This window comes from Caulobacter sp. GW821-FHT09H08 (genome assembly GCF_059415885.1).
The window spans coordinates 449,750-470,323 of record NZ_JBWKOC010000001.1; the positions used below are offsets into that span (position 1 = coordinate 449,750).

The 20,574-nt window shown below is 68.0% G+C and carries 20 protein-coding genes and 1 pseudogene; 11 read left to right on the plus strand and 10 right to left on the minus strand.

Going from position 1 to position 20,574, the window contains the following annotated elements:
* Positions 1 to 87: 87 nt before the first annotated feature.
* Positions 88 to 666, minus strand: coding sequence for a cob(I)yrinic acid a,c-diamide adenosyltransferase (locus AC07NN_RS02245; RefSeq protein WP_494637513.1), 579 nt, complete (start codon positions 664 to 666; stop codon positions 88 to 90).
* A 40-nt stretch (positions 667 to 706) separates the two neighbouring features.
* The gene (locus tag AC07NN_RS02250; protein WP_494637514.1) at positions 707 to 907 is read right to left on the minus strand and encodes a twin transmembrane helix small protein; all 201 of its coding nucleotides are present in this window, start codon (positions 905 to 907) and stop codon (positions 707 to 709) included.
* A gap of 293 nt (positions 908 to 1,200) precedes the next feature.
* Between AC07NN_RS02250 and AC07NN_RS02255 the strand changes: the two are divergent.
* The 4 genes and pseudogenes from AC07NN_RS02255 to AC07NN_RS02270 form a co-directional block, all read left to right on the plus strand.
* Positions 1,201 to 1,333: pseudogene (locus tag AC07NN_RS02255) on the plus strand (hypothetical protein); the annotation flags it as partial.
* Positions 1,272 to 1,496 carry a CC0731 family SpdR-regulated protein gene (locus tag AC07NN_RS02260; protein ID WP_492857875.1) on the plus strand — a complete coding sequence of 75 codons (225 nt, stop codon included), beginning with the start codon at positions 1,272 to 1,274 and terminating at the stop codon, positions 1,494 to 1,496. The pseudogene AC07NN_RS02255 and the gene AC07NN_RS02260, both read left to right, overlap by 62 nt.
* Complete coding sequence (locus tag AC07NN_RS02265) at positions 1,493 to 2,140, plus strand: TetR family transcriptional regulator (protein WP_494638173.1); 648 nt, start codon at positions 1,493 to 1,495, stop codon at positions 2,138 to 2,140. The genes AC07NN_RS02260 and AC07NN_RS02265 overlap by 4 nt, the downstream gene beginning before the upstream one ends.
* Before the next feature lie 78 nt (positions 2,141 to 2,218).
* A complete protein-coding gene (locus AC07NN_RS02270) occupies positions 2,219 to 2,827 on the plus strand; it encodes a TetR/AcrR family transcriptional regulator (protein ID WP_494637515.1) in 609 nt (202 codons plus the stop codon).
* Between the two features lie 16 nt (positions 2,828 to 2,843).
* On the opposite strand, the gene AC07NN_RS02275 is transcribed toward AC07NN_RS02270, so the two are convergent.
* On the minus strand, positions 2,844 to 5,018 hold the full coding sequence (locus tag AC07NN_RS02275; protein ID WP_494637516.1) for a TonB-dependent receptor domain-containing protein: 2,175 nt from the start codon (positions 5,016 to 5,018) through the stop codon (positions 2,844 to 2,846).
* Between the two features lie 106 nt (positions 5,019 to 5,124).
* On the opposite strand from AC07NN_RS02275, the gene AC07NN_RS02280 reads away from it, so the two are divergent.
* Both AC07NN_RS02280 and AC07NN_RS02285 read left to right on the plus strand, forming a co-directional pair.
* Positions 5,125 to 5,493, plus strand: a complete 369-nt coding sequence (locus AC07NN_RS02280; RefSeq protein ID WP_494637517.1) for a BlaI/MecI/CopY family transcriptional regulator — start codon at positions 5,125 to 5,127, stop codon at positions 5,491 to 5,493.
* Positions 5,486 to 7,036 (plus strand): M56 family metallopeptidase, encoded by a 1,551-nt coding sequence (locus tag AC07NN_RS02285; RefSeq protein WP_494637518.1) that lies wholly within the window; start codon positions 5,486 to 5,488, stop codon positions 7,034 to 7,036. The genes AC07NN_RS02280 and AC07NN_RS02285 overlap by 8 nt, the downstream gene beginning before the upstream one ends.
* Positions 7,037 to 7,042: 6 nt before the next feature.
* Here the strand turns inward: AC07NN_RS02285 and AC07NN_RS02290 are convergent, their stop codons facing one another.
* Positions 7,043 to 8,665: a serine hydrolase gene (locus AC07NN_RS02290; RefSeq protein WP_494637519.1), complete on the minus strand. Its 1,623-nt coding sequence runs from the start codon at positions 8,663 to 8,665 to the stop codon at positions 7,043 to 7,045.
* 228 nt (positions 8,666 to 8,893) lie between these two features.
* On the minus strand, positions 8,894 to 10,588 hold the full coding sequence (locus AC07NN_RS02295; protein WP_494637520.1) for an acyl-CoA dehydrogenase family protein: 1,695 nt from the start codon (positions 10,586 to 10,588) through the stop codon (positions 8,894 to 8,896).
* Positions 10,589 to 10,693: 105 nt separating this feature from the next.
* Between AC07NN_RS02295 and AC07NN_RS02300 the strand changes: the two genes are divergently transcribed.
* Both AC07NN_RS02300 and AC07NN_RS02305 read left to right on the plus strand, forming a co-directional pair.
* Positions 10,694 to 11,335, plus strand: coding sequence for a glutathione S-transferase family protein (locus tag AC07NN_RS02300; protein ID WP_494637521.1), 642 nt, complete (start codon positions 10,694 to 10,696; stop codon positions 11,333 to 11,335).
* Between the two features lie 204 nt (positions 11,336 to 11,539).
* Positions 11,540 to 12,097: an SH3 domain-containing protein gene (locus tag AC07NN_RS02305; protein ID WP_494637522.1), complete on the plus strand. Its 558-nt coding sequence runs from the start codon at positions 11,540 to 11,542 to the stop codon at positions 12,095 to 12,097.
* Between the two features lie 360 nt (positions 12,098 to 12,457).
* Here AC07NN_RS02305 and AC07NN_RS02310 read toward each other — a convergent pair whose 3' ends face one another.
* From AC07NN_RS02310 to AC07NN_RS02325, 4 genes are all read right to left on the minus strand, one after another.
* Positions 12,458 to 12,976 (minus strand): CPBP family glutamic-type intramembrane protease, encoded by a 519-nt coding sequence (locus AC07NN_RS02310; RefSeq protein WP_494637523.1) that lies wholly within the window; start codon positions 12,974 to 12,976, stop codon positions 12,458 to 12,460.
* Between the two features lie 142 nt (positions 12,977 to 13,118).
* The gene (locus AC07NN_RS02315; protein WP_494637524.1) at positions 13,119 to 14,225 is read right to left on the minus strand and encodes a Rieske 2Fe-2S domain-containing protein; all 1,107 of its coding nucleotides are present in this window, start codon (positions 14,223 to 14,225) and stop codon (positions 13,119 to 13,121) included.
* Positions 14,226 to 14,258: 33 nt separating this feature from the next.
* Complete coding sequence (locus AC07NN_RS02320) at positions 14,259 to 14,438, minus strand: hypothetical protein (RefSeq protein ID WP_494637525.1); 180 nt, start codon at positions 14,436 to 14,438, stop codon at positions 14,259 to 14,261.
* 286 nt (positions 14,439 to 14,724) lie between these two features.
* Positions 14,725 to 16,203 (minus strand): M20 family peptidase, encoded by a 1,479-nt coding sequence (locus AC07NN_RS02325; RefSeq protein WP_494637526.1) that lies wholly within the window; start codon positions 16,201 to 16,203, stop codon positions 14,725 to 14,727.
* 274 nt (positions 16,204 to 16,477) lie between these two features.
* Between AC07NN_RS02325 and AC07NN_RS02330 the strand changes: the two genes are divergently transcribed.
* The gene (locus tag AC07NN_RS02330) at positions 16,478 to 16,777 is read left to right on the plus strand and encodes a hypothetical protein (RefSeq protein WP_494637527.1); all 300 of its coding nucleotides are present in this window, start codon (positions 16,478 to 16,480) and stop codon (positions 16,775 to 16,777) included.
* Positions 16,778 to 16,909: 132 nt separating this feature from the next.
* Here AC07NN_RS02330 and AC07NN_RS02335 read toward each other — a convergent pair whose 3' ends face one another.
* Positions 16,910 to 17,998 (minus strand): hypothetical protein, encoded by a 1,089-nt coding sequence (locus AC07NN_RS02335; protein WP_494637528.1) that lies wholly within the window; start codon positions 17,996 to 17,998, stop codon positions 16,910 to 16,912.
* 128 nt (positions 17,999 to 18,126) lie between these two features.
* Between AC07NN_RS02335 and AC07NN_RS02340 the strand changes: the two genes are divergently transcribed.
* Both AC07NN_RS02340 and AC07NN_RS02345 read left to right on the plus strand, forming a co-directional pair.
* Entirely contained in the window at positions 18,127 to 19,539 is a 1,413-nt protein-coding gene (locus tag AC07NN_RS02340; RefSeq protein ID WP_494637529.1) for a hypothetical protein, read from the plus strand.
* Between the two features lie 9 nt (positions 19,540 to 19,548).
* Complete coding sequence (locus AC07NN_RS02345) at positions 19,549 to 20,574, plus strand: trypsin-like peptidase domain-containing protein (RefSeq protein ID WP_494637530.1); 1,026 nt, start codon at positions 19,549 to 19,551, stop codon at positions 20,572 to 20,574.

Consider the following 20,574-nt stretch of genomic DNA (forward strand, 5'->3'; position numbering starts at 1 on the left):
CCTTCGACAAGCTCAGGGTGAGGATCATGGCTAGGGCTTCGCAGTCAAAACCTCACCCTGAGCTTGTCGAAGGGCGGGGTTTTGGTCTCACCGCGTCGCGCCCGGCTTCCACAGCACGTCCGCGCGACCCTTGTCGTTGCTCCAGCGCGCGACCACGAACAGCAGGTCCGACAGCCGGTTCAGGTACTTGATCGCCGGCTTGCCCACGATCTCCCCCTCCGTCTCCGACAGCGCCACGCAGGTCCGCTCGGCCCGGCGACAGACGGTGCGCGCCACGTGCAGGGCGGCAGCCGCTGGCGACCCGGCGGGGAGCACGAACGACGTCAAAGGACTCATCTCGCCGTTCAGCAGGTCGATCTCCTGCTCCAGCCGCTCGACCTGGCTCTCGACGATGCGCAGCGGCTCCCACTCGGGCTTGCCGTGCTGCTCGGGCGTGGCGAGGTCCGCGCCCAGGTCGAAGAGGTCGTTCTGGATGCGCTCCAGGATCACGTCGAGCGTCGCATCGGCTGCGGTGTGCTGTCGCGCCTGGCCGATCGCGGCGTTGGTCTCGTCGACCCCGCCATAGGCCTCGACCCGCAGCGAAGCCTTGCTGACCGGGGCTCCGGTGGCCAGGCGCGTCGAGCCGCCGTCGCCCGTGCGGGTATAGATGCGGTTCAGCGTGACCATCGGTCGCGGACTCTCGTTCGGCGAATGGGGTTAGGGAGGATCAGCCCTTGCGCCACCAGAAGGCGGCGGCGACCAGGACGATGACGGCGATAAACTGCAGAAGCACGCGCAGCCGCATCAGCTTGTTCGAGTAGGAGCGGCCGAAATCGCCCCCACGGAACAGGGCGTAGAGGCCGGCCGCCAAGGCGATCAGAACCGCCAGAAGCGCGGCGGGGACGAGAAAGTCGAACAGGTGGCTCATGCCGCCGAGAATAAGGCGCGGAACCCGACTGCGCCATAGAGCCCGGAGCCCTAAGGAGCCGGGCGCGCTCCGCCACCGCATCGCGTGCGAACGTGTTCACTGATCACCGTCCGTTGAGTCAATTCGGCGAACCTGTTCGTTGAGTACATTTGTCGCAGTGACGCTTTGGGATCGCTCCCATATCTAGACCGTACGCCAAAGTTCGGCGATTTCGGTTCGTTTTCGCGGTTGCACTGGCGTCCCCCTAGCGTTATTGCCCCCGCTTCCTATTTTGATGTACGCGTTCGTTGAACATGATCACCCTCCCCCACCGCGATCGGTTCAACGCTTTTTCCCACCCAACCGGGGGACAGGAGAGACCCGCATGAGCGCTCGCCTAGCGACCGCCGCCGCGCACTCCGCGTCCGATCGCGAAGAGGCCCTGGCCGAAGTTCGTCAGCTGATCACCGACCTGCGCGACGCCGCGCAAGACGGTCGCCAGCTGGCCCGCCGCTACGCCGACGTTCTTCAGAACGTCGTCGACGAATACTGCATCGAATTCGAGAAGCGGGCCGAAGCCGCTCTCGCCCGCCTGGAGGCCGCCGCATGAGCTTTGTGTCCGTCAACATCGAGTCCGGCGCCGAAACCCCGGTAAAGCTGACCCGTCGCGCGCTGGCCAAGCAGCGCACCCGTGAGCGCGTCCTGGCCGCCGCCCGCCGCCTGTTCAGCGAGCGCGGCTACGAAGGCGCCACGATCCGTGACATCGCCAACGCCGCCGGCATGTCGACCGGCGCCGTGTTCGCCAGCTTCGCCGACAAGTCGGAGCTGTTCGAAGAAATCCTGACCGCCGACTACGAAGTCATCTACGCCCAGATGACCCAGGCCTCGCGCACCGCCAAGACGATCGACGAAGCCCTGCTGGGCCTGTTCGGCATCGCCTACGGCTTCCACGTCGAGCAACTGCCGCTGCTGCGCGCCAGCATCGCCGTGTCGTGGACCCGTTCGGAAGCCGCCGAGCGCCGCGCCCGCACCGACCTGAAGCACATCTTCAAGCTGATCGCCGACGCCCTCCAGCGCGCCGTCGATGAAGGCCAGTTGAAGAAAGATATCGACGCCAAGCTCTTGGCTGAGATCACCTGGGACGTGTATGTCGCCAACTACCGCCGCGCCGTCTACGACGGCTGGTCGGTTGAGGCTCTGCTGGCGCGGCTTTCGGATCAACTGAAAGTCATCTTCGCGGGCGCCCGCGCTTAACCCGACGGCGCTCCGTCCGGGGGAGGACGGAGCGTCTTCGATCCAACAATGACGCTAGCGTGTTCGAGGGGGACGTGCGTGGGCGTAAGAGATGATCAGAAGGCCGCAACGCGAGAGAAGGTTCTCGAAGCCGCGCGCGACCTGTTCAATGACGTCGGCTACGAGGAGACCACCATCCGCGCCATCGCGGAGCGTGCGGGGGTTTCCGTCGGTAGCGTGTTCACCACCTTCGCCTCCAAGGCGGAGGTGCTGAGCCACGTCATGACCCATCGCCTGGACGAGCTCTATGCCGAGTTCGACCGGGTCATTCCGTTCCTGCGGGGCAGCACGGCCGATCGCCTGTGCTCGATCTTCGCCATCCACTACGAGTTCGAGACGCGCCGGGCCAAGCTGTTCCTGGCCCACATCGCCGCCTCGTATAATCCGAACAACGATCCGGGCGTCACGCCCTACGGCCGCAATCCGCGCCTGACCCAGATGCTGCTCGACGTCCTCGTGGACGGCCAGCGCAAGGGCGAGGTTCGGGTCGACCTGGACCTGGCCCTGCTCGTCGACACCCTGAAGGCGTCCTACGCCTGGAACTACCGCATGAGCGCCGCGGCGGGCGGCAACCTGCCGGCGGCCGAGATGTCGGCGGTCATGGATCGCCAGATCGGGGTGATCGCCGAGGGCTGGAAGCCGCGCTAGGCGGCTTTCCTCAACGCTACTGCGGCGGGCCGCCCGGACCCTGGAAGTCGAAGCCGGGGTCCTTGCGCGCCTTGCCGGTTCCGAAGGTCCAGGCCAGGGTCACGCGCAGCATCCGGGCGTCGACGTCGCGGACGACCAGGCTCTTCAGAGTCGGCGTGTCGATCACCTGCTTGTCGCGGAAGACGTTCAGGAAGTCCTGGGCGGTGACCAGCAGCGAGATCTGGTCGTTGATCTTGCGGCGATAGCCCAGGTCGATCCCCGTGGCGGGCATGGCGTAGCCCTGGGCCGTCAGGCGCTTGCCCGAGACGAAGCCGTTGATCTGCAGCAGGTCCTTGGGCGTGACCTGCCAGCTGACGCTGCCGCGCCCTTGCGTGGTGAAGGCCGAGCGCTTGCCCGGGATGCCGAGGTTCGAGCCGTCCAGCTCGACCCAGAAGGTGTTGGTGCTGAAGTTGTAGGTCAGCTTGGGTGTCAGCTTGCCGTTCAGGACCAGTTCAAGGCCGCCGTTGCGGGTCTGGGCGACATTGGCGCGAGTGGTGACGAAGACGCCGCCGCCGCTGTCGGTGACCACGTCCGTCACCACCTTCTCGTTCTGGCGGTAGTACAGGGTCGCCAGGGCCGTCAGCGGCGCCTTGCGGTACTGCCAGCCCAGCTCGAACGAGTGCGTCTGCTGGGGCTTCAGGTTCGGATTGCCGACGCGGTAGTTCATCGGATCCAGCAGGAACGGCACGGGGTTCAGGTCGAACGGGCCGGGACGCTGCAGGCGCTGGCTGTAGCTGGCCGTCAGCTTCTGCTGGTCGTTCAGCTTGTACGACAGGTGCAGGCTGGGCATCAGCTTGGTGGTGTCGTTGTCGTTCTTCTTGCCCAGCGCCGTCAGGTCCAGCTTCGACTGCTCGAAGCGCAGGCCGGCCAGCACGGTCAGCTCGCCGACCGGCCGCTCGTAGGTGACATAGGCCTGGCTCAGTTGCTGCTCGTAGAAGAACTGGCTGGTCAGGCCCGGGTCGACGGTCAGCCCGCCCAGCGACGGGCCACGCAGGCCGGTGTTGGTGTAGTTGTTGTCGTCGAACTGCAGGTCGAAGCCCAGCTTCAGGGTCTGGCCCGAACCCATCGGCCGGACATAGTCGCCCTTGAACAGGGTCTGGCGCACGTCGTAGCCCAGCCGCTGCTGGTCGTAGCTGCCCGTGGTGGTCGGCAGGCGATAGACCGTGTGGCCGGTCCGCGTGCGGTTGTCGTCGACCGCCTCATAGGTGGCCTTCAGGGTCAGCTGGTGGCCGTCGCCGTCGAAGCGGCGGACCAGGTTGGCGCTGAGCGCGCCGTTGTCGCGTTTCTGGCGGATGGTGAGGTCGCGGTCATAGGCCTGGACCGTCGCGCCGGTGGCGTCGCGGCGGACGGTGTCGGCCTCGGCGTCGACGCCCAGGTTGAAGCGGCTGACCCGCGCCTCGCCGCCAATGCGCAGCTTGTCGGAGACGTCGTAGTCGACCGTCGCCTGGCTGGTCAGGCTCTCGAAGTCGAAATCGGTGGTCCCCTTGGTCTCGCTGTCCAGATTGGCCTGCTGGCGGCGCTCGTAGTCGACCTGGTCGGCGAAGTCGCGGCGATAGTTGACATCGCCCGAGGCCGACAGCTTGCCGCTGTTGTAGCCGACATTGCCCGACAGGCCGTTGCGGCCATGGTCGCCGCCGGTCACGCGGATCGAGCCGGTGCGGCCGGCGCCCTTGGCCTTCTTGGTGATCAGGTTGATGATCCCGCCCGTACCGTCCGAACGGAACTCGGCCGAGGGGTTGGTGATCACCTCGACGCGGTCGATGCGCTCGGCCGGCATCTGTTGCAGTGCCTGGCCACGGCCCTCGCCCTGAAACAGGCCCGAGGGCTTGCCGTCGATCAGGATGGTCACCGAGGGATCGCCGCGCAGGCTGACATTGCCCTGCACGTCGACCTCGACCGAGGGGACGTTGCGCAGGGCGTCGGCGATGCCGCCGGACTGGGCGGCCAGGTCGCCCGAGACGCTGTAGCTGCGGCGGTCGATCGAGGTGCGCAGCGGCGGCGCCTCGGAGGTCACCGTGACGGCGCTGACGCCCGTCGAGGTCTCGGCGGGCTTCTCTGTCGGCTTCTGAACCGTGACCGGAGGCGCGGGCGCCGTGGCGGCGGAGGCGGCTTGGGCGGCGGCGAGCACGACCGCGACGAGACCGATGGACACTGGAACTTCCCCTCTTGGCCGCTGGCGTCAGCGGTGAACTCGAGTATGATACAGCTGTACTCTCGCGCAGAATACAAATGTAATCTCTGTAATGTGGAGCAGGCTCGTGCGGATATCCGGCGCCGAGAGCCAGATCATGGAAGCCCTGTGGCGCAGCGGCCCGCTGACGCCCGACGGTGTGGTGGCCGAGGTCGGCGAGGCCCACGACTGGGCCCCCGGCACCGTGAAGACCCTGATCACCCGCCTGCTGAGGAAGGGCGCCATCGCCGGCGCCCGCGAGGCGGGCGGCTACCTCTACCGCCCCCTCGTTTCCCGCGACGACTACGTGCAGTCCGAGAGCCAGAGCCTGGTCGATCGCCTGTTCGGCGGCGAGGTCGCCCCATTGGTCGCACACTTCGCGCAGCACCGCACCCTGAGCGCTAAGGACGTGAAGCTGCTCAAGGACCTCATCGCGGAGATCGAGGACGATGGTTGATCTCTTCTTCGGCCTGGTGAGCGTCAACCTGGCCCTGGCGGTCGCCGTGGCCGTGGTGATGGCCGTGCGCCTGCCGATCCGCCGGCTGTTCGGGGCGCGCGTGGCCTATGGGCTGTGGAGCCTGCCGCCGCTGGCGGTGGTGGGGCTGCTGCTGCCGGCGCGGGTGATGACGGTCCCCGTGCCGACCCTGCCCGAGCAGGCCCGCGCCATCACCGGCGAGACCTTCGCCGAGGCGGCGGCGGCCTCTGCCGCGCCCTTCGACACCCGGCCGCTGTTGGTCGTCCTCTGGCTGCTGGGCCTCGTCGCCTGCATGGCCTGGCTGGCCTGGAGGCAAGTGCAGTTCGCCCGCGCCGCCAAGGCCGGAAAGGCTGGACCCGCAGTGGTCGGCATCCTGCGCCCGCGCGTGGTGATCCCCGACGATTTCGACGCCCGTTACACCCCGCGTGAGCAGGAGGTGGTGCTGGCGCACGAGCAGACCCATGTGGCGCGCCGCGACCCGCCGGTGAACGCCTTGCTGGCCCTGCTGACCTGCCTCTGCTGGTTCAATCCGGCGGTCCACGTGATGAGCCGCTGGCTGCGCATCGATCAGGAACTGGCCTGCGACGCCCGCGTGGTCGCCGCCTATCCCAAGGCCCGCAAGGCCTATGCCGAGGCCATGCTGAAGACCCAGCTGGCCGCCCGCCCGCTGCCGCTGGGCTGCCACTGGTCGGCCCATCCGTTGGCCCAGCGCGTGCGGCTGCTGTCGCGCCCGGCGCCCAGTCCCACCCGCCGCCTCGCCGGCGTAGCCTTGACCCTGGTGATGGGCGGAGCAGGCGCGGGGATGGTCTGGAGCGTGCGTCCTCCGGAGGTCGTGCTGACCCTCAAGCCGACAGTGAGCGTCCAGGACACGAGCCCGGCTCCAGCCGTCGGCCCAAAGATCCTGATCTCGCCCAAGGCGCCGGCGCCGCAAGCCCCGTCGCCGTCTCTGGCGCAGGAGGCCGAGCGCCTGGCGCGGGCGCGGCTGGACGAGACCAAACTGGTCGCCGCGCCGATGCCGGAGCTGCTGCCGCTGATCCCGGCGGCCGGCCTGCGCAAGCTGCGGATCATCCACGCGGTCGCCGACCGTTCGGCCGTCGAGCCCGGTTTGGCGGTGCGGGTGCAGGCCAGCGGCGTCGCCCCCGACGGCGTGCCGCTGTGGGCCGACTTCACCGCCTTTGGGTCGCAGCGCATGTACCGCAAGGGCGCCTATGAGCGCAGCGGCAGCCGCTATTCGCTGTTCACCAGCGTCGTCCAGGAGGGCGAGCGCCTGCGGGTGACGATCAGCCTGGGCCGCGAGTTCTGGCCCGACCAGACGGCCTCGGTCGACCTGGCGGCCGGCGAGACCCGCGTGGTGAAACTGCCCACCGGCCAGGACTTCCTGGTCACCGCCACCCTGCGACCCGAGACCTCGGACGAGATCGAGGAGGGCCGCCGGATGCTGGCCTATCGCGACGCGTTCGAGCGCGCGCCTCGGCCGGGTTTCCCGGACCGGCCGGACCGGCCGGAGCGCCCGCTGCGGGGGTAGGGGCGCCTACCCCACCTTCGTCAGTCGCAGGTCCTGGTAGTCGTAGCTGAAGTCGGCCAGCGGCGAGACCGCGCGGACCAGGGCCGAGACCACCTTGCCGTCCTTCAGGTCGAAGCTGAAGAAGGCGTCCTCCTGGGTGCGGTCGTCGAAGGTGCTCTTGAAGGTCTCGCCGTCGAAGGCGTCCAGCTTGCCGCGCAGCAGCGGGGTCTTGTCGAACGAGACGTGCAGGCTCTTGGCCTTGGTCTTGTCGCCCTTCTTCGGAGGGACCACCGTGATGGTCACAGTGCCGTACCAGGGATCGCGATAGACGCCGGCATAGGCTTCCAGCGGCAGGCTGGGCTTGACGCCGGACGAGGGCGTCGTGGCCTTGGCGGCGTCCTTGATGGTGTTGGCGTCGTTCTCGGCCTGGAGGCGCTTGCTGGACGCGATCCAGTCATAGTCGCTGCGGCCCTGCAGGCGGTCGGGCCCGCCGTAGCGCATCGAGCGCAGCACCGGACTCTCCTCGGCGTTGGTCATCACCATGATGCCGGATTTCCGGCCCGGCAGCAGGCCCGTGTACGAGATGAAGCCGGCCAGGCCGCCGGTGTGCCACAGCAGGCGCTCGCCGCGATGATCCTGGACGAACCAGCCCAGGGCATAGGCCTGCATCGTCGGGCGCCCGGGGTTCTCGACGGTCGGGCCGTCCGAAGAGGCGGTGATGGTCTGCGGCTTCCACATCTCGCGCGCCTGCTGCTCGCTCCAGAGGCGCTTGCCGTCGGCCGAAAGGCCCAGGCCCAGCTGGACCTGCATCCACTTGGCGATGTCCTTGGGCGTCGAGTTCACCCCGCCTGCCGGACCGGCCGCGTCGAAGCTGGCGTCGAACGGCAGCACCGTCTGAGGACCCAGGCCTCGCACGGGCGGACCCAGGCGGCAGTGCGGCTCGGCGCGGTGGGCGCGGTCCACGAGGGCTGGGCTGGAGACGGTGTCGCTCATGCCTAGCGGCTGGAAGATCCGGGCCTTGATGACCTCTTCCCACTTCTGGCCCGTGACGGCCTCGATCAGGGCGCCGGCGGCGACATAGAGGACGTTGTCATAGGCGTAGCCGCCCCGGAACTGGCCGCCGATGGGCAGGTACTTCAGGCCGGCCACGATGTCGGCGCGGGTGTGGGTGGGCGAGGGCCAGATCATCAGGTCGCCGGCGCCCAGGGTCAGGCCGCTGCGGTGGACCAGGAGGTCGCGGACGGTCATCAGCTTGGTGACGACCGGATCGCTCATCTGGAAGGCCGGCATGTATTTGACGACCGGCGCGTCCCACTCGACCTTGCCCTCCTCGACCAGCATGGCCAGCAGGGCGGCGGTCATGGCCTTGGTGTTGGAGGCGATCCCGAAGGCGGTGTTCTCGTCGACCTTGTCCGGGCTGCCCAGGCGCTTGACGCCATAACCCTTGGCCAGGGTGACCTTGCCGTTCTCGATGACCGTGACGCCCAGGCCCGGCTGGTCGGGGAAGCCGGCCATGACCTCCTGGGCGAACTTGTCGACGGCCGCGCCGACGGCGCCGGTCTCCTGAGCCCAGGCCCGGTTGTCGAACGCCGCCAGGCCCGTGGTGGCCAGGGCCGAGAGGAGGGCGGTGCGGCGGGTCGTGGCGAGCATGGGCGATCCTTCGAATGGAAGGCTCACGCTATGCTGATGCTTGAGGAAGCGGCAAGGCCGCAAATATCGACCCTCTCTCTGAGAGAGAGGGAGGGACCCGTCGCGAAGCGATGGGAGGGTGAGAGGTTACGAGGTCTGACGGCGTGCCGGCGCTCCGTCGGGCACCGTAACCTCTCACCCCAGCCCTCTCTCTAAGAGAGAGGGGGCTTTGTGGATTGAGCGGACAGGCTAGTTCCCGCCATCCAGCAGCCGCCGCGCGATCACCTGCGCCTGGATCTCCCCGGCGCCCTCGAAGATGTTCAGGATCCGCGCGTCCGCCAGCAGGCGGCTCGCCGCGTACTCCATCGCGAACCCGTTCCCGCCGTGGATCTGCAGCGCATTGTCCGCCGAGGCCCACGCCACCCGCGCGGCGATCAGTTTCGCCATTCCGGCCTCGAGGTCGCAGCGCTTGCCTTCGTCCTTCTGGCGGGCGGCGTAGTAGGTCAGCTGGCGCACGCCCATGATCTCGGCGGCCATCATGGCCAGCTTGTTGGCGACGCGCGGGAAGTGGAAGATCGCCTGGCCGAACTGCTGGCGGTCCAGGGCGTAGCCGAGGCCGGTCTCCAGCGCCGCCTGGGCGACGCCGACGGCGCGGGCGGCGGTCTGGATGCGGGCGCTCTCGAAGGTGGCCATCAGCTGCTTGAAGCCCTGGCCCGGGACGCCGCCCAGCAGGTTCTCGGCCGGCACGGTGAAGCCGTCGAAGCCCAATTCGAACTCCTTCATGCCGCGGTAGCCGATCACCCCGATCTCGCCGCCGCTCATGCCCTGGGCCGGGAAGTCGTTCCCCTCGACGCCCCGCGGCTTGGGAGCCAGCAGCATGGAGAGGCCGCGATAGTCGGTGGTGGCCGGGTCGGTGCGGACCAGCAGGGTCATGACATCGGCGCGGGCGGCATGAGTGATCCAGGTCTTGTTCCCGGTGACCACATAGTTGTCGCCGTCCAGCGTCGCCCGCGTGCGCAGGCTACCGAGGTCAGAGCCTGTGTTCGGCTCGGTGAAGACGGCGGTCGGCAGGATCTCGGCGCTGGCGATCCTGGGCAGCCAGTATTCCTTCTGGGCGTCGGTGCCGCCGGTCAGGATCAGCTCGCCGGCGATCTCCGAGCGGGTGGCCAGCGAGCCGACGCCGATCCAGGCGCGGGACAGCTCTTCGGACACCACGCACATGGCGGTCTTGCCCATGCCCGAGCCGCCAAATTCTTCGGGGATAGTCAGGCCGAACACGCCCAGTTCGCCCAGCTCCTCGACCAGTTCGATCGGGATCAACTGGTCCTTCAGGTGCCATTCGTGGGCGAAGGGGGTGACTTTCTCTTCCGCGAAGGCGTGGAACTGGTCGCGGATCATCTCGAAGGTTTCGTCGAGGCCCGTGTACTCAAGGGTCGGACGGCCGCGCGCCTCGGCCAGGCGCTGGGCGATGCGGGTCTTCACGGCCTGGGTGCCGCCCTCGACCATCAGCTTCATGATGCCGTTGGAGAACAGGCGGTTCATCACCGCGCGGTCTTCGACCAAGTGCGCCGGGCGGACGATCTCGCCCTGGTTCATCGGCACGCCGCCGATCAGCTGAGCGGCGTATTCGGAAAACAGCAGCTGAGCCAGCAGGGCCTCGATCTCGCCGAACCGGCCCTCGGCCTCCAGGCGCTCGGCCCAGCCGGCGACCTGGTTCATCAGCTCGGCATAGGCCGCGTACCAGCCGTAGCCGTGGACGCGGTGCTGATGGACGTCGGCCAGCTTGCGGTCGACCTTGCCGCCGTCGGGGGCGATGTGGCCCAGCACGGCGGGTTTGGCTTCGGCGACGAACAATCCGGCCGCGTCAGCGGCTTCGCGCAACAGGCCCGTCAGGCCAGGCAGGATGAGGGTCTCGTTCGTGTTCGCGGCGACCGTGTCGGTCATGGCTTGCTCCCCTGCGCCAAACAGTTGTTTTCTTTCACTGTGGCTCTTTTCGCACCTGCGAGCAATGTCGCAGTGCAGCATAAAATCACAAAAAGGGGAAGAAACGTGCTCACCGTCCATCACCTGAACGAGTCGCGCTCGCAGCGGATCCTGTGGCTGCTGGAGGAGCTTGGCGTCCCCTACGAGATCGTCTTCCACACCCGCGATCCCAAGACGCGCTTGGCCCCGCCGTCGCTGACCGCCATCCATCCGCTGGGCAAGTCGCCGGTGATCGTTGCCAAAAACGAAAATGGAGGCGACCTGACGGTGATCGAGTCCGGGGCGATCATCGACTACGTCATCCGCCGCCACGGCGAGGGCCGCTTGGCCCCCGATCCGGCCAGCGCCGACTACGACCGCTATCAGCAGTGGCTGCACTATGCCGAGGGCTCGGCCATGCTGCCGCTGATGCTCAACATGTATGTCGGCCGCCTGGGCGAGGCCGGCGCGCCGCTGCACCCGCGCATCCAGGGCGAGATCGCCAACCACCTGTCGTACGTGAACGACCAGCTGGCCGGGCGGGAGTATTTCGTCGGCGAGGGGCTGACCGGCGCGGACATCCAGATGAGCTTCGTGCCCGAGGTGGCCAAGGCGATGGGCAAGCTGGCGGAGTATCCGCACATGGCGGCGTGGATCGAGCGCATGCATGCGCGGCCGGCGTGGAAGGTGGCGCTGGAAAAGAGCGGGCCCTACGCGCTGGGGGCGTAGAAGTCGGCCCACCTAAAACTCCGTCATTCCCGCCCTTGTGGCGGGAATGACGGAGTTTTAGGTGGGCAGTCGAGAGCCTCTCCAAACTTTTTTCAACATGAACGAAATCTGCTGAACCGGTCCGCGCAGCCGTTCAGCTTCGCCCTGTCATGGTCTGTCTCACGGGGTTGCTGACCCCGGAAACTTTCAAAAGGGACAAAGACCATGACCACCACCATCACCACCAAGATCAAGACCATCACCCTGACCATCGGCGCGGCCGCCACGGCCCTGACCCTGGCCGCCGCCCCGCAAGCCAGCGCCGGCGTCGTCGGCTGCAAGGCCTCGGGCTCCAAGCAGGAAGTCGGCGCCGTCGTCGGCGGTCTGCTGGGCGCCTTCGCCGGCAACAAGATCGCCGGCAAGGGCGATCGCGGCACGGGCACGGCCATCGGCGCCGTGGTCGGCGCGGGCGCCGGTTCGGCGGTCGGCTGCGGCATGCAGAAGAGCGACGCGGCCAAGGAAGTCGGCGGCATCTACAAGTCGGGCGGCTACCGCTACGCCCAGACCGTCCAGGCCGCTCCGCTGGTCAAGATCGAGAAGAAGATGGTCACCCGCTCGACCGTCAACCTGCGCGCCGCGCCTAACGGCGCCAAGCTGGGTTCGGTCAGCTCGGGCACGACCTTCCAGGCCCTGGGCCGCACCGGTGACGGCAAGTGGATCCTGGTCGGCCAGGACGGCGTCGGCGTCGGCTACGTCTCCAGCGCCTACACCTACCGCGCCTAACGCGGGGGTCTTGGCTTTTCGAGGGTGACGGGCGCCGAAACCGGCAACCACTTTCGGCTGTCACCCTCGCCGAGCTTTCGGGGCGCGTCCGCTCCGTCCCTCTGGCCGCGTTTCGAAAAGAGGCCCGCCCCGTCGCGTATCTGACGGGGCGGGCTTTTTTCGTTTTGGGAGCCTAGTGGGGGACCACGACCGCCGTCACCGCCAGGGCGGTCATGACGACGGCCAAGGTCAGGCGAATGGTGAGGCGGTTCATGTCTCTCGCGTCCTTGGTTGCGGCCGCAGACATACGCGCAACCAAGGCGGGAACCCAGTGAACCTTTGGTTAGATCGACGAACGTGGTTCTTTCGACGACGTAATGTTTAGGCGAGCGCGCTGACGCCGCCCAACCAGGTCTGCCAGACGACGACCAGCAGCCAGTGCAGGATCACGGCGGGCCAGATCGAGCCGGTCTTCAACTTCATCACCGCGCAGCCCAGGCCCAGCACCGCGCAGCAGGCCAGGAAGTCGGGACGCAGGAAGATGTTCGCCGCCGATTTCAGGAAGGTGACCGCCTCGAAGACGTGCCAGCCCGTGTAGAGGGCGGTAGAGACCGCGATCTCGAGCCTGGGCCTGGCCACTTCGTCGGGGCCAGGCGTCAACAGACCCCGGAACGGCAGCTCCTCGCCGAGGGCCGGGATGAAGAACACGACCAGCAGGCGCAGCGGCAGGCCGGGCTGGGTCGGGGTCAGGTGATAGAGGCCCGTGACGAAGCCGATCGCCATCATCAGTGCCAAGGTGGCGGCGGAGGCAGCGAGGCAGAACGCCCAGCCGCGCGGGGTGGGCAGGGTGGCGAGGCTGGTGAGGAGGCGGGTTTGGTAGATCTTGAAGTTCAGCGCCATACCCGTTCCCTTCTCCCCTTGCGGGAGAAGGTGTCAGCGTAGCTGACGGATGAGGGGTTGAAAGGCCTGTCCGACAGCGGAGCGCGACCCCTCACCCGACCCGCTTCGCGGGCCACCCTCTCCCGCAAGGGGAGAGGGAGTTTTACGTCCGCCACCGCAGCGTCGAGTCCTTTACCGGATTGACGAACGCCCGGCCTTCGCGCCGGCTGGCCGCCCATTCCCGCTTGCACTGGTGGTACCAGCGGGCCTGTTGATCCGCGTCGCCCACCCACATCAGCGGCGGGTTCTGGGCCAGGCCCGGGGTCTGGTTTTCGACGATGCGGCCGTCTTGGCGCAGGAACGCCCGGGCGGCCACGCGGATGATCGGATAGAGCGCCGTGAAGGCCCAGTGATCCGACCACATGATCTGGTTCATCCGGGTCTTGTTCGCGTTGATCGGCGTCATCGCCGACAGGGCCAGCACTTGCTTGTCGCCGACCGTCACATGCTCCCAGCGCAGGCCCGGCAGGCGGAAGGTGATCTCGGTCAGCGGCTCGCCGCCCAGGATGGCGTAGGCCTTGGAGTTCTTGGACGGTTCGTGCCGGGCCATGGTGAAGCCGGCCTCGGTCGGGACGAAGCGCTTCTTCTTCTCGTGCTGGCTGGTCTTGGTCCGCCACCACCATTGCTGATGGACGTAGGGGCCGTGGGCCGGGTCGATCAGGCCCAGCACCGCGTGGTCGATATGGATGTCGTAGTCGAGGTGATCGACCAGCTTGGGCTTGCCGCCGACGATCCCGGGGATGACTGGCGGGGCTTCCGGGGGCTCGCCGTCGAAGCGCGGGTTTGAGCTCATCCAGATCCAGACCAAGCCCTGGCTCTCGACCGTCGGATAGCGGCGCACCCGCACCTTGGAAATGTCGAAATCGGCGTCGGCGGTCAGGGACGGGATGGCCTTGCAGGCCCCGTCCGGCCCGAAGCGCCAGCCGTGATAGGGGCACTCGACGCTGTCGGCGCCATCGGCCTCGCGATGCAGGCGGCCGGCCGAGAGGGCGGCGGCGCGGTGGGGGCAGATGTCGCGGATGGCGTAGACCTGGCCGGCGCGGGTGCGGCCGATCAGGATCGGCTCGCCCAGATATTCGCGCTTCTCCTTCTTGCCGGCCTTCAGGTCCGGCGAGAGGCAGGCGACGTACCAGGCGTCATAGACGAAGCCCTCGCCGAACTTGTCGGCGGGCAGCTTGCTCTTGGCGGAGGTGGCGGCGTCGTCTGGCATGGCGGTCTTGAATGGATGAAGTCGATTGCGTCTTTACGACGCCTTGAGCGGTTCGTCTCCGGCGTCCGGCGTCGCATCGCCAGCCCGGTCGAGGAAAGCGATAAGGTCGGAAGGACGCGCATTGCCCGCACGACGATGCAGGAAATCGGCGACTGTCTCGACGACGCCCTCAGAAGGCTTGGTTTCAAAGGGTTCGGCTGCGTCTTCGGACATGAGACTGTTCTAGAGCGTCCCCCTGGTTCGACGCCACTATATCACCGCTCCTCCCCTCGAACGCGGGGACCCAAGCTGAATCCCAAATACATCCCGTCATTCCCGCCCTTGGGGCGGGAACCCCTCTATCGGCCGCAGGTGCAGTTGGGGCGGATCGCCAGCGATCCGCTTGCATCTCACGTGTCAGCTAGACCAGGGGTTCCCGCCACAAGGGCGGGAATGACGATAGGGATGATGGATAGGCCGCTTGGGTCCCCGCTTCCGCGGGGATGAGCGCGTTAGGGGATCACCGCGACGCCGCCGTCTCCACCAGGCGCTGGTAGAACCGCACCATGCGCTCGACATTGTCGAGGCTGATATGCTCGTCGGTGCCGTGGATGATCTTGGTCTCGGCGACCTTCAGCTGTAGGGGCTGGAAGCGGTAGACGTCGGTGGCCACCCCGCCCATGTAGCGGCTGTCGGTGCCGGCGGTGACCAGGCCCGGCACGACCGGGGCCTTGCTTTCGTCGGCGGCCAGGCCGGCCAGGGTCTTCCAGGCCTCCGAGTTGGTCGAGGAGATCGGCGAGGGCTCGTCCGGGGTCTTGGTCCAGGAGAGCTCGACCGGCAGCTTGCCGACGGCGCTCTTGGCGCGGTCCATGACGATCCTGGACGTGTCGCCCGGCGCGATGCGGTAGTTGATCCAGGCCGTGGCGTCCTGCGGCAGGACATTCTCCTTCGGCGAGCCCTTGATCATGGTCGGGGCGATGGTGGTGTGCAGCATGGCCGCGCCGGCCGGGGTCTTGGCCGTGACCTTCACCAGGAGCGGCGAGAACAGCCAGGTGTTGGCGGCGAAGATCTTCACCGCGGGCGAAGCGTGCGGGGCGATGGCCTTCAGCATGTCGGCGCCCGGGCCCTGGAACTTCATCGGGGCCTGGTGGTCGCTGATCGCGGTGACCGCGCGCGCCAGGTTGACGACGCCGCCGCCGTCGGCCGGCGGGGCCGAGGAGTGGCCGCCGACGGCTGGGGCCACGACCTTCATGGTCGCATAGCCCTTCTCGGCCGTGCCGATGATGGCGGCGGGCTTGCCGGTGACCGGGTGGTCGGCGACCACGGCCATGCCTTCGTCGAGGACGAACTGGGCCTTGATGTTGCGCGACTTCAGCAGGGCGGCGGCGGCGCGGGCCCCGACGCCGCGCACTTCTTCGTCGTGGCCGCTGACGATGATGACCGTGCGCGTGGGCTTGAAGCCGCTGGCCACGACGCCTTCGAGCGCCTCGAACAGGGTGACCAGCGAGCCCTTGTCGTCGATCGCGCCCCGGCCCCAGACCGCGCCGTCGGCGACGACGCCGTCGAACGGCGGATGGGTCCACTGGCCTTCGCTGCCCGGCGTCACCGGCACCACGTCCTGGTGGGCCATCAGCACGATCGGCGGCAGGGCGGGATTCGAGCCGGGCCAGGTGTAGACCAGGGTATGTTCGGCGATGACTTCGCGCGTCATGGCCGCATGGGCCTGCGGGTAGGTCGCCTGCAGCCAGGCGTGCAGCTTGTCCCATTCGGCCGGCTGATCGTCGGCCTTTTCCTGGTGGCTGATGGTCTGGAAGCGGACGGCCTCGGCCAGGTGATTGGCGGCCTTGGCCACGTCGACCGGGCGCGAGGCGGCCAGCTTCAGGGAAGCCGGGTCGACCTGGGCCGGCGCCTTGAACGTGGCGGTCTTCACGGCGACCACGCCGGCCAGCAACAGCACCGCGCCCACGGCCGTCAACGCGACCTTACCCCCGAGACCCATCGCTTCTCTCCCCGACGCCCTGGCCGAAACACTTGTTTGGCGACTGTGCGCCGGATTTCGATACACGACAATCTCGTTATTGCCGGGCGCGATCTCCGGGTGAGCTTGCGCGGGTCCCGGCGCGCTCGCCAGTGGAAAAGTTATCCACAGGGTTGCGGGGGCGAGAAGCGCCAATCCCCGTGCTTTTCGGAGGCGAGGTCAGCGAATCCGGGGGCTTACGCGAAAACGCAGGTTTCTTGTCCCCGGTCCCGCGAGCGGAGGGACACTTAAGGCCATGACCCAAGCCTCCGTACACACCTGGTGCGACCGCGTCCAAGCCAAGCTGATGGCCATCATCGACGCCGCCTGGGCGACCATCGACACCAGCGACGACCCTGCCGAGGTCCGCAAGGCCCGCGAAAAGGCCAGGGTCTGCGGCGAACTGGCCAGCGCCGCCCGGAAGGTCGCGGCGATAACCGGGACGCGGAGGCCCGCGCCGGCCGGCTTCCCGGTCCCGCCGTCTCCCGATGCGCCGGAGCCTCGCCCGGCCCGCGCCATCGACAGGCTGAAGGGCGGCCGACGCGGGCGATTGTGAGGCAGGGGCTCCGGTGGGGAGAGGGGCTGGGTCGGATCGATGGTCAATCGAGCCAACAAACCCCGCCTTCCTGGGCACAAGGCCCAGGAAGGCGACGGATTGATATCGACACCCGATGAATGTCGTTCCGCCCTAATCCTTCAGCTTCAGGTCCGGGCTGACGATGTTGTCCTTCAGGGCGCTGAGGCGCTTTTGCATCTCTTGCTTCTTCGGGCCGTCGGGCTCGGTCGCGAGGGCCGCCGACAGGGTCTTGGCCTGGTCGCGGTACTTGATGTCGTTGGCCAGCTTGAGGCCTTCCAGCACGGCCTCGACGCTGGCTTCGCCCCCGTCCTTCATGGCGAAGAACTGCTTGAGCTGCTCGGCCGTGGCCAGGGTCGGCGCGAAGGTTTCGAGGGCCGGGCGGGCGGCGCCGTCCAGGCTGACCACGACATAGGGCTCGTCGCCGTCATAGGGTTTGCCGTCGGCGCGCAGGAGGCCGCGCGTCGGATCATATTTCAGGCCCTCGTGCTCATCGCTTCCGAGGACGCGGAAGTCCGCCGAGGGCGGCACGGAGCCGGGGATGTTGAAGTCCAGGGTGTCGGTGATGCTGAAGGCCGCCTTGCCGTCGACCAGGGCGTTGCCCCAGTCGGAGGCGATCTTGATGACGCTGCCGGCGGCCAGCAGGTAGTTCTGGGCCGGCAGCAGGATGGGCAGGTTGGCGGCGGTCTTGAACGCCCCGCTGACGGCCTCCAGCAGCCCGTCGGGGAAGCGGTCGAACGACATCTCGATGGTGTAGTGCAGCTGGTCGGACAGCACGGCCGGCGAATAGGCGACGATGTTGGTGCCGGCGCTGGTGGCGGCCGGCGCCCGCAGGCGTCTGTGGGCGCCGATGTCCCGTTCCATGAAGTTCACGGCGCGGCTGGAGGGCGCGAAGGTGGCGTAGTCCTTCAAGGCGGAGACCACCGCCATCTGCTTGCCGCCGCCGCCGAGGACGCTCTTCTTCGGGTGGCGGCCCGTATAGACATCGCGGATCAGGATGGTGAGCGGCTTTCCGAGGCCGATCGGCGCGAACTCGGTCGCGCCGGGACCGCCGTCGGCCTCCAGGCCGGGCGTGGAAAAGGCCGCCTTGAGCGGATGCGACTCCGGGGTCGCGAACGCTTCCAGGCTGGCGCGCGACGTCGCTTCGCTGAGGTAACGGGACCGGCTGACGACTTCGTCGCCGAGGATACGCAACACGGCCATCACATACCTCCTCAGGCTTTATTCGAGGTACGCTTGCGCTCACGTTGTATCTTCGGCAAGTTAAAATTACAGCGTTCTTTGAGTTCTGACCGAAGTCGCAGACGGGGGGCGTTCGCATGGAACCGGTAGTGAGAGGGCTGACCGATCGGCCCACGGACGAGATCGCCTCCGAGCTCGACGACGAGGGGCACGGCGACCCCGACGACCGCTCGAGCCGTTCGGTCGGCGGACTGGAGGCGGCGGTCGCGAAGTGGCGCATGGCCCAGGCGCTGGAGACCCTGCGGGCCCAGATCAACCAGCTGGCGCCGAACCGCAGCAAGGTCAGCGACGGCGGCATCGGCGACGCGGCCCACGCCACGCGGGACTCCGACCACAATCCCTGGATCCCCGACGGCGGCGTCGGGGTGGTGACGGCCCGCGACTTCACCCACGATCCGGCCGGCGGCTGCGACGGCGAGACCCTGGCCGAAGGGCTGCGCGCCAGCCGCGATCCGCGCATCAAGTACATCATCTGGAACCGCCGCATCTGCGCGTCCGAGCCGAAGGGCGGGGCGGCGGCCTGGGCCTGGCGGCCCTATGGCGGAAAGAACCCGCACAATCACCATGTGCATCTGTCCGTGCAGAGCGCCAAGGCGCTGTTCGACTCCACCGCCAAGTGGGCGCTGACCACCGTCGCACCGAACGGCCTGGCCACGCCGATGGAAGCGGCCGCGCCGGTCGTCTGGGCCGAACGGGACGCGCAGATCGCGGCCCTGGATGCGGCGGCCCAGACCCTGGTGGGACTGACGCCGTTGTTCCAGCGCCTGACCGACCTGCAGGACAGCGCCGATCCCGTGGTCGCCCACCAGGCGGGCGAACTCCTGGCCCGCTATGCCGTCCTGACCCGTCCCGGACCCAGCGAGCCGCGGCCGACGGCGCCCGCCACCTTGACCCCGCCACCGATCCCCAGCGCACCGGCCGTCGCGCCGGACCCCAACAGCTACGAGGCGCTGAAGGCGGGCTACGAGGCTCTGTTCGCCAGCTGCATCGTGCGGCCCGAGTGGAAGGGCCAGGTCGCCTGGCACCGGCAGAAGCTGCTGCAGTACCGGTCGCAGTACGCCGCCGTGTCCGCGCGCACCGGCGCGCCCTGGTGGTTCATCGGCATCGTCCATGCGCTGGAGGCGTCGTTCAACTTCGCCGCCCACCTGCACAACGGCGATCCCCTGGGGGCCCGGACCGTGCGGGTTCCGAAAGGCCGGCCGCTGGTGTGGAATCCGCCCAGCGACTGGGTGTCGAGCGCGGTGGACGCCATCGAGTACGAGGGCCATTCGGGCCAGGCCGACTGGGGCCTGGCGCGCGCCCTGTTCCGGTTCGAGGGCTACAACGGCTTCGGCTACCGCAAGCAGGGGATCAACAGCCCGTACCTCTGGAGCTTCTCCAACCACTACGCGAAGGGGAAGTATGTCGAGGACGGCGTCTACGACCCCAACTTCGTTTCCAAGCAGTGCGGCGCGGCGGTGATGCTCAAGGCGTTGCTCGCGGCCTCGGACGTGACGCTTTAGGAGGGCGCGGTGAAACTGCAGCCTGCGGACGTCAAGATCTTCCTCCGGGCCTTGCGCGACAGCTTCGACGATCAGTCGATGGCGCTGATCCTGAAGGAGCGGTTCGACCTGAACTATGGCGCCGTCGTGCGGCCGGGGTTGCTGTGGCAGAACCAGGCGCTCGACATCTACACCCGCTTCGACCAGCACAACACGATGGAGCAGCTGGTGGCGGCGGCGCGCGATGCCCGCCCAGCCGTGACGGAGTTCGCCCAGATCCTGGACCGACTGGGCTTCACGAAGGTTTCCACGGCCGGTCTGGAGGCGCTGCTCAGTCGGCCTGAGTCACCCTATGAGGACGTCGAGGTCTTCCGGTCCGACCTGTCGCGGCTAGAGGGCCAGGTCTGTCGCATCGCCTGCGATCTCAACGGCACGGGAACGCTGATCGCTCCCGACCTGGTGCTGACGAACCGGCACGTGGTCGCCAACGTCCTGGCGGCGGACGGGGCGCTGACCTCGACGGTCACCTGCATCTTCGACGACCGAAAAGGCGTCGGGCCCTATCAGACGCCGTCCATGGAGGTGAAGGCGACCCGCGTGCTGGCCTCCAGCAGCCATGCGCCGGAGGACACCGTGCCCGGGCCGATGAACGACTCGCTGCAGTTCCTGGACTATGCGCTGCTGAAGCTGGCCGCGCCGCTGGGCGATCGGCCGATCGTCGACGGGGGCGAGCCTCGAGGCTATGCCGATACGATCGCGCCCCAGTCGGAGCTCATCCTGAACAGCGGCCTGGTGGTGCTGCAGCATCCCAAGGCGCAGCCGATGAAGATCGACATCGGGGCGGTGCTCGCCAAGGGGCCGACGCGCCTGCGGCACAGCGTCAATACCGAGCAGGGCTCCTCGGGCGCGCCGGTGTTCGACGCCGCCCTGCGGTTCGTGGCCCTGCACCATGTCGGCCACCAGAACGGTCCGGCGGCGGGCGATCCCGGCTACAATCAGGCGATCCCCCTGCAGCTGATCCTCGCCGACGCCCGCGCCAAGGGGGCGCCGGTCTAG

Bases quoted from the DNA above. Each gene is read 5' to 3' on its own strand.
- AC07NN_RS02295 (WP_494637520.1), bottom strand. From the start codon at position 10,588: ATGACCGACACGGTCGCCGCGAACACGAACGAGACCCTCATCCTGCCT.
- AC07NN_RS02335 (WP_494637528.1), bottom strand. From the start codon at position 17,998: ATGGCCGTGTTGCGTATCCTCGGCGACGAAGTCGTCAGCCGGTCCCGT.
- AC07NN_RS02325 (WP_494637526.1), bottom strand. From the start codon at position 16,203: ATGGGTCTCGGGGGTAAGGTCGCGTTGACGGCCGTGGGCGCGGTGCTG.
- AC07NN_RS02320 (WP_494637525.1), bottom strand. From the start codon at position 14,438: ATGTCCGAAGACGCAGCCGAACCCTTTGAAACCAAGCCTTCTGAGGGC.
- AC07NN_RS02260 (WP_492857875.1), top strand. From the start codon at position 1,272: ATGAGCGCTCGCCTAGCGACCGCCGCCGCGCACTCCGCGTCCGATCGC.
- AC07NN_RS02285 (WP_494637518.1), top strand. From the start codon at position 5,486: ATGGTTGATCTCTTCTTCGGCCTGGTGAGCGTCAACCTGGCCCTGGCG.
- AC07NN_RS02330 (WP_494637527.1), top strand. From the start codon at position 16,478: ATGACCCAAGCCTCCGTACACACCTGGTGCGACCGCGTCCAAGCCAAG.
- AC07NN_RS02265 (WP_494638173.1), top strand. From the start codon at position 1,493: ATGAGCTTTGTGTCCGTCAACATCGAGTCCGGCGCCGAAACCCCGGTA.
- AC07NN_RS02305 (WP_494637522.1), top strand. From the start codon at position 11,540: ATGACCACCACCATCACCACCAAGATCAAGACCATCACCCTGACCATC.
- AC07NN_RS02315 (WP_494637524.1), bottom strand. From the start codon at position 14,225: ATGCCAGACGACGCCGCCACCTCCGCCAAGAGCAAGCTGCCCGCCGAC.
- AC07NN_RS02245 (WP_494637513.1), bottom strand. From the start codon at position 666: ATGGTCACGCTGAACCGCATCTATACCCGCACGGGCGACGGCGGCTCG.
- AC07NN_RS02310 (WP_494637523.1), bottom strand. From the start codon at position 12,976: ATGGCGCTGAACTTCAAGATCTACCAAACCCGCCTCCTCACCAGCCTC.
- AC07NN_RS02250 (WP_494637514.1), bottom strand. From the start codon at position 907: ATGAGCCACCTGTTCGACTTTCTCGTCCCCGCCGCGCTTCTGGCGGTT.
- AC07NN_RS02290 (WP_494637519.1), bottom strand. From the start codon at position 8,665: ATGCTCGCCACGACCCGCCGCACCGCCCTCCTCTCGGCCCTGGCCACC.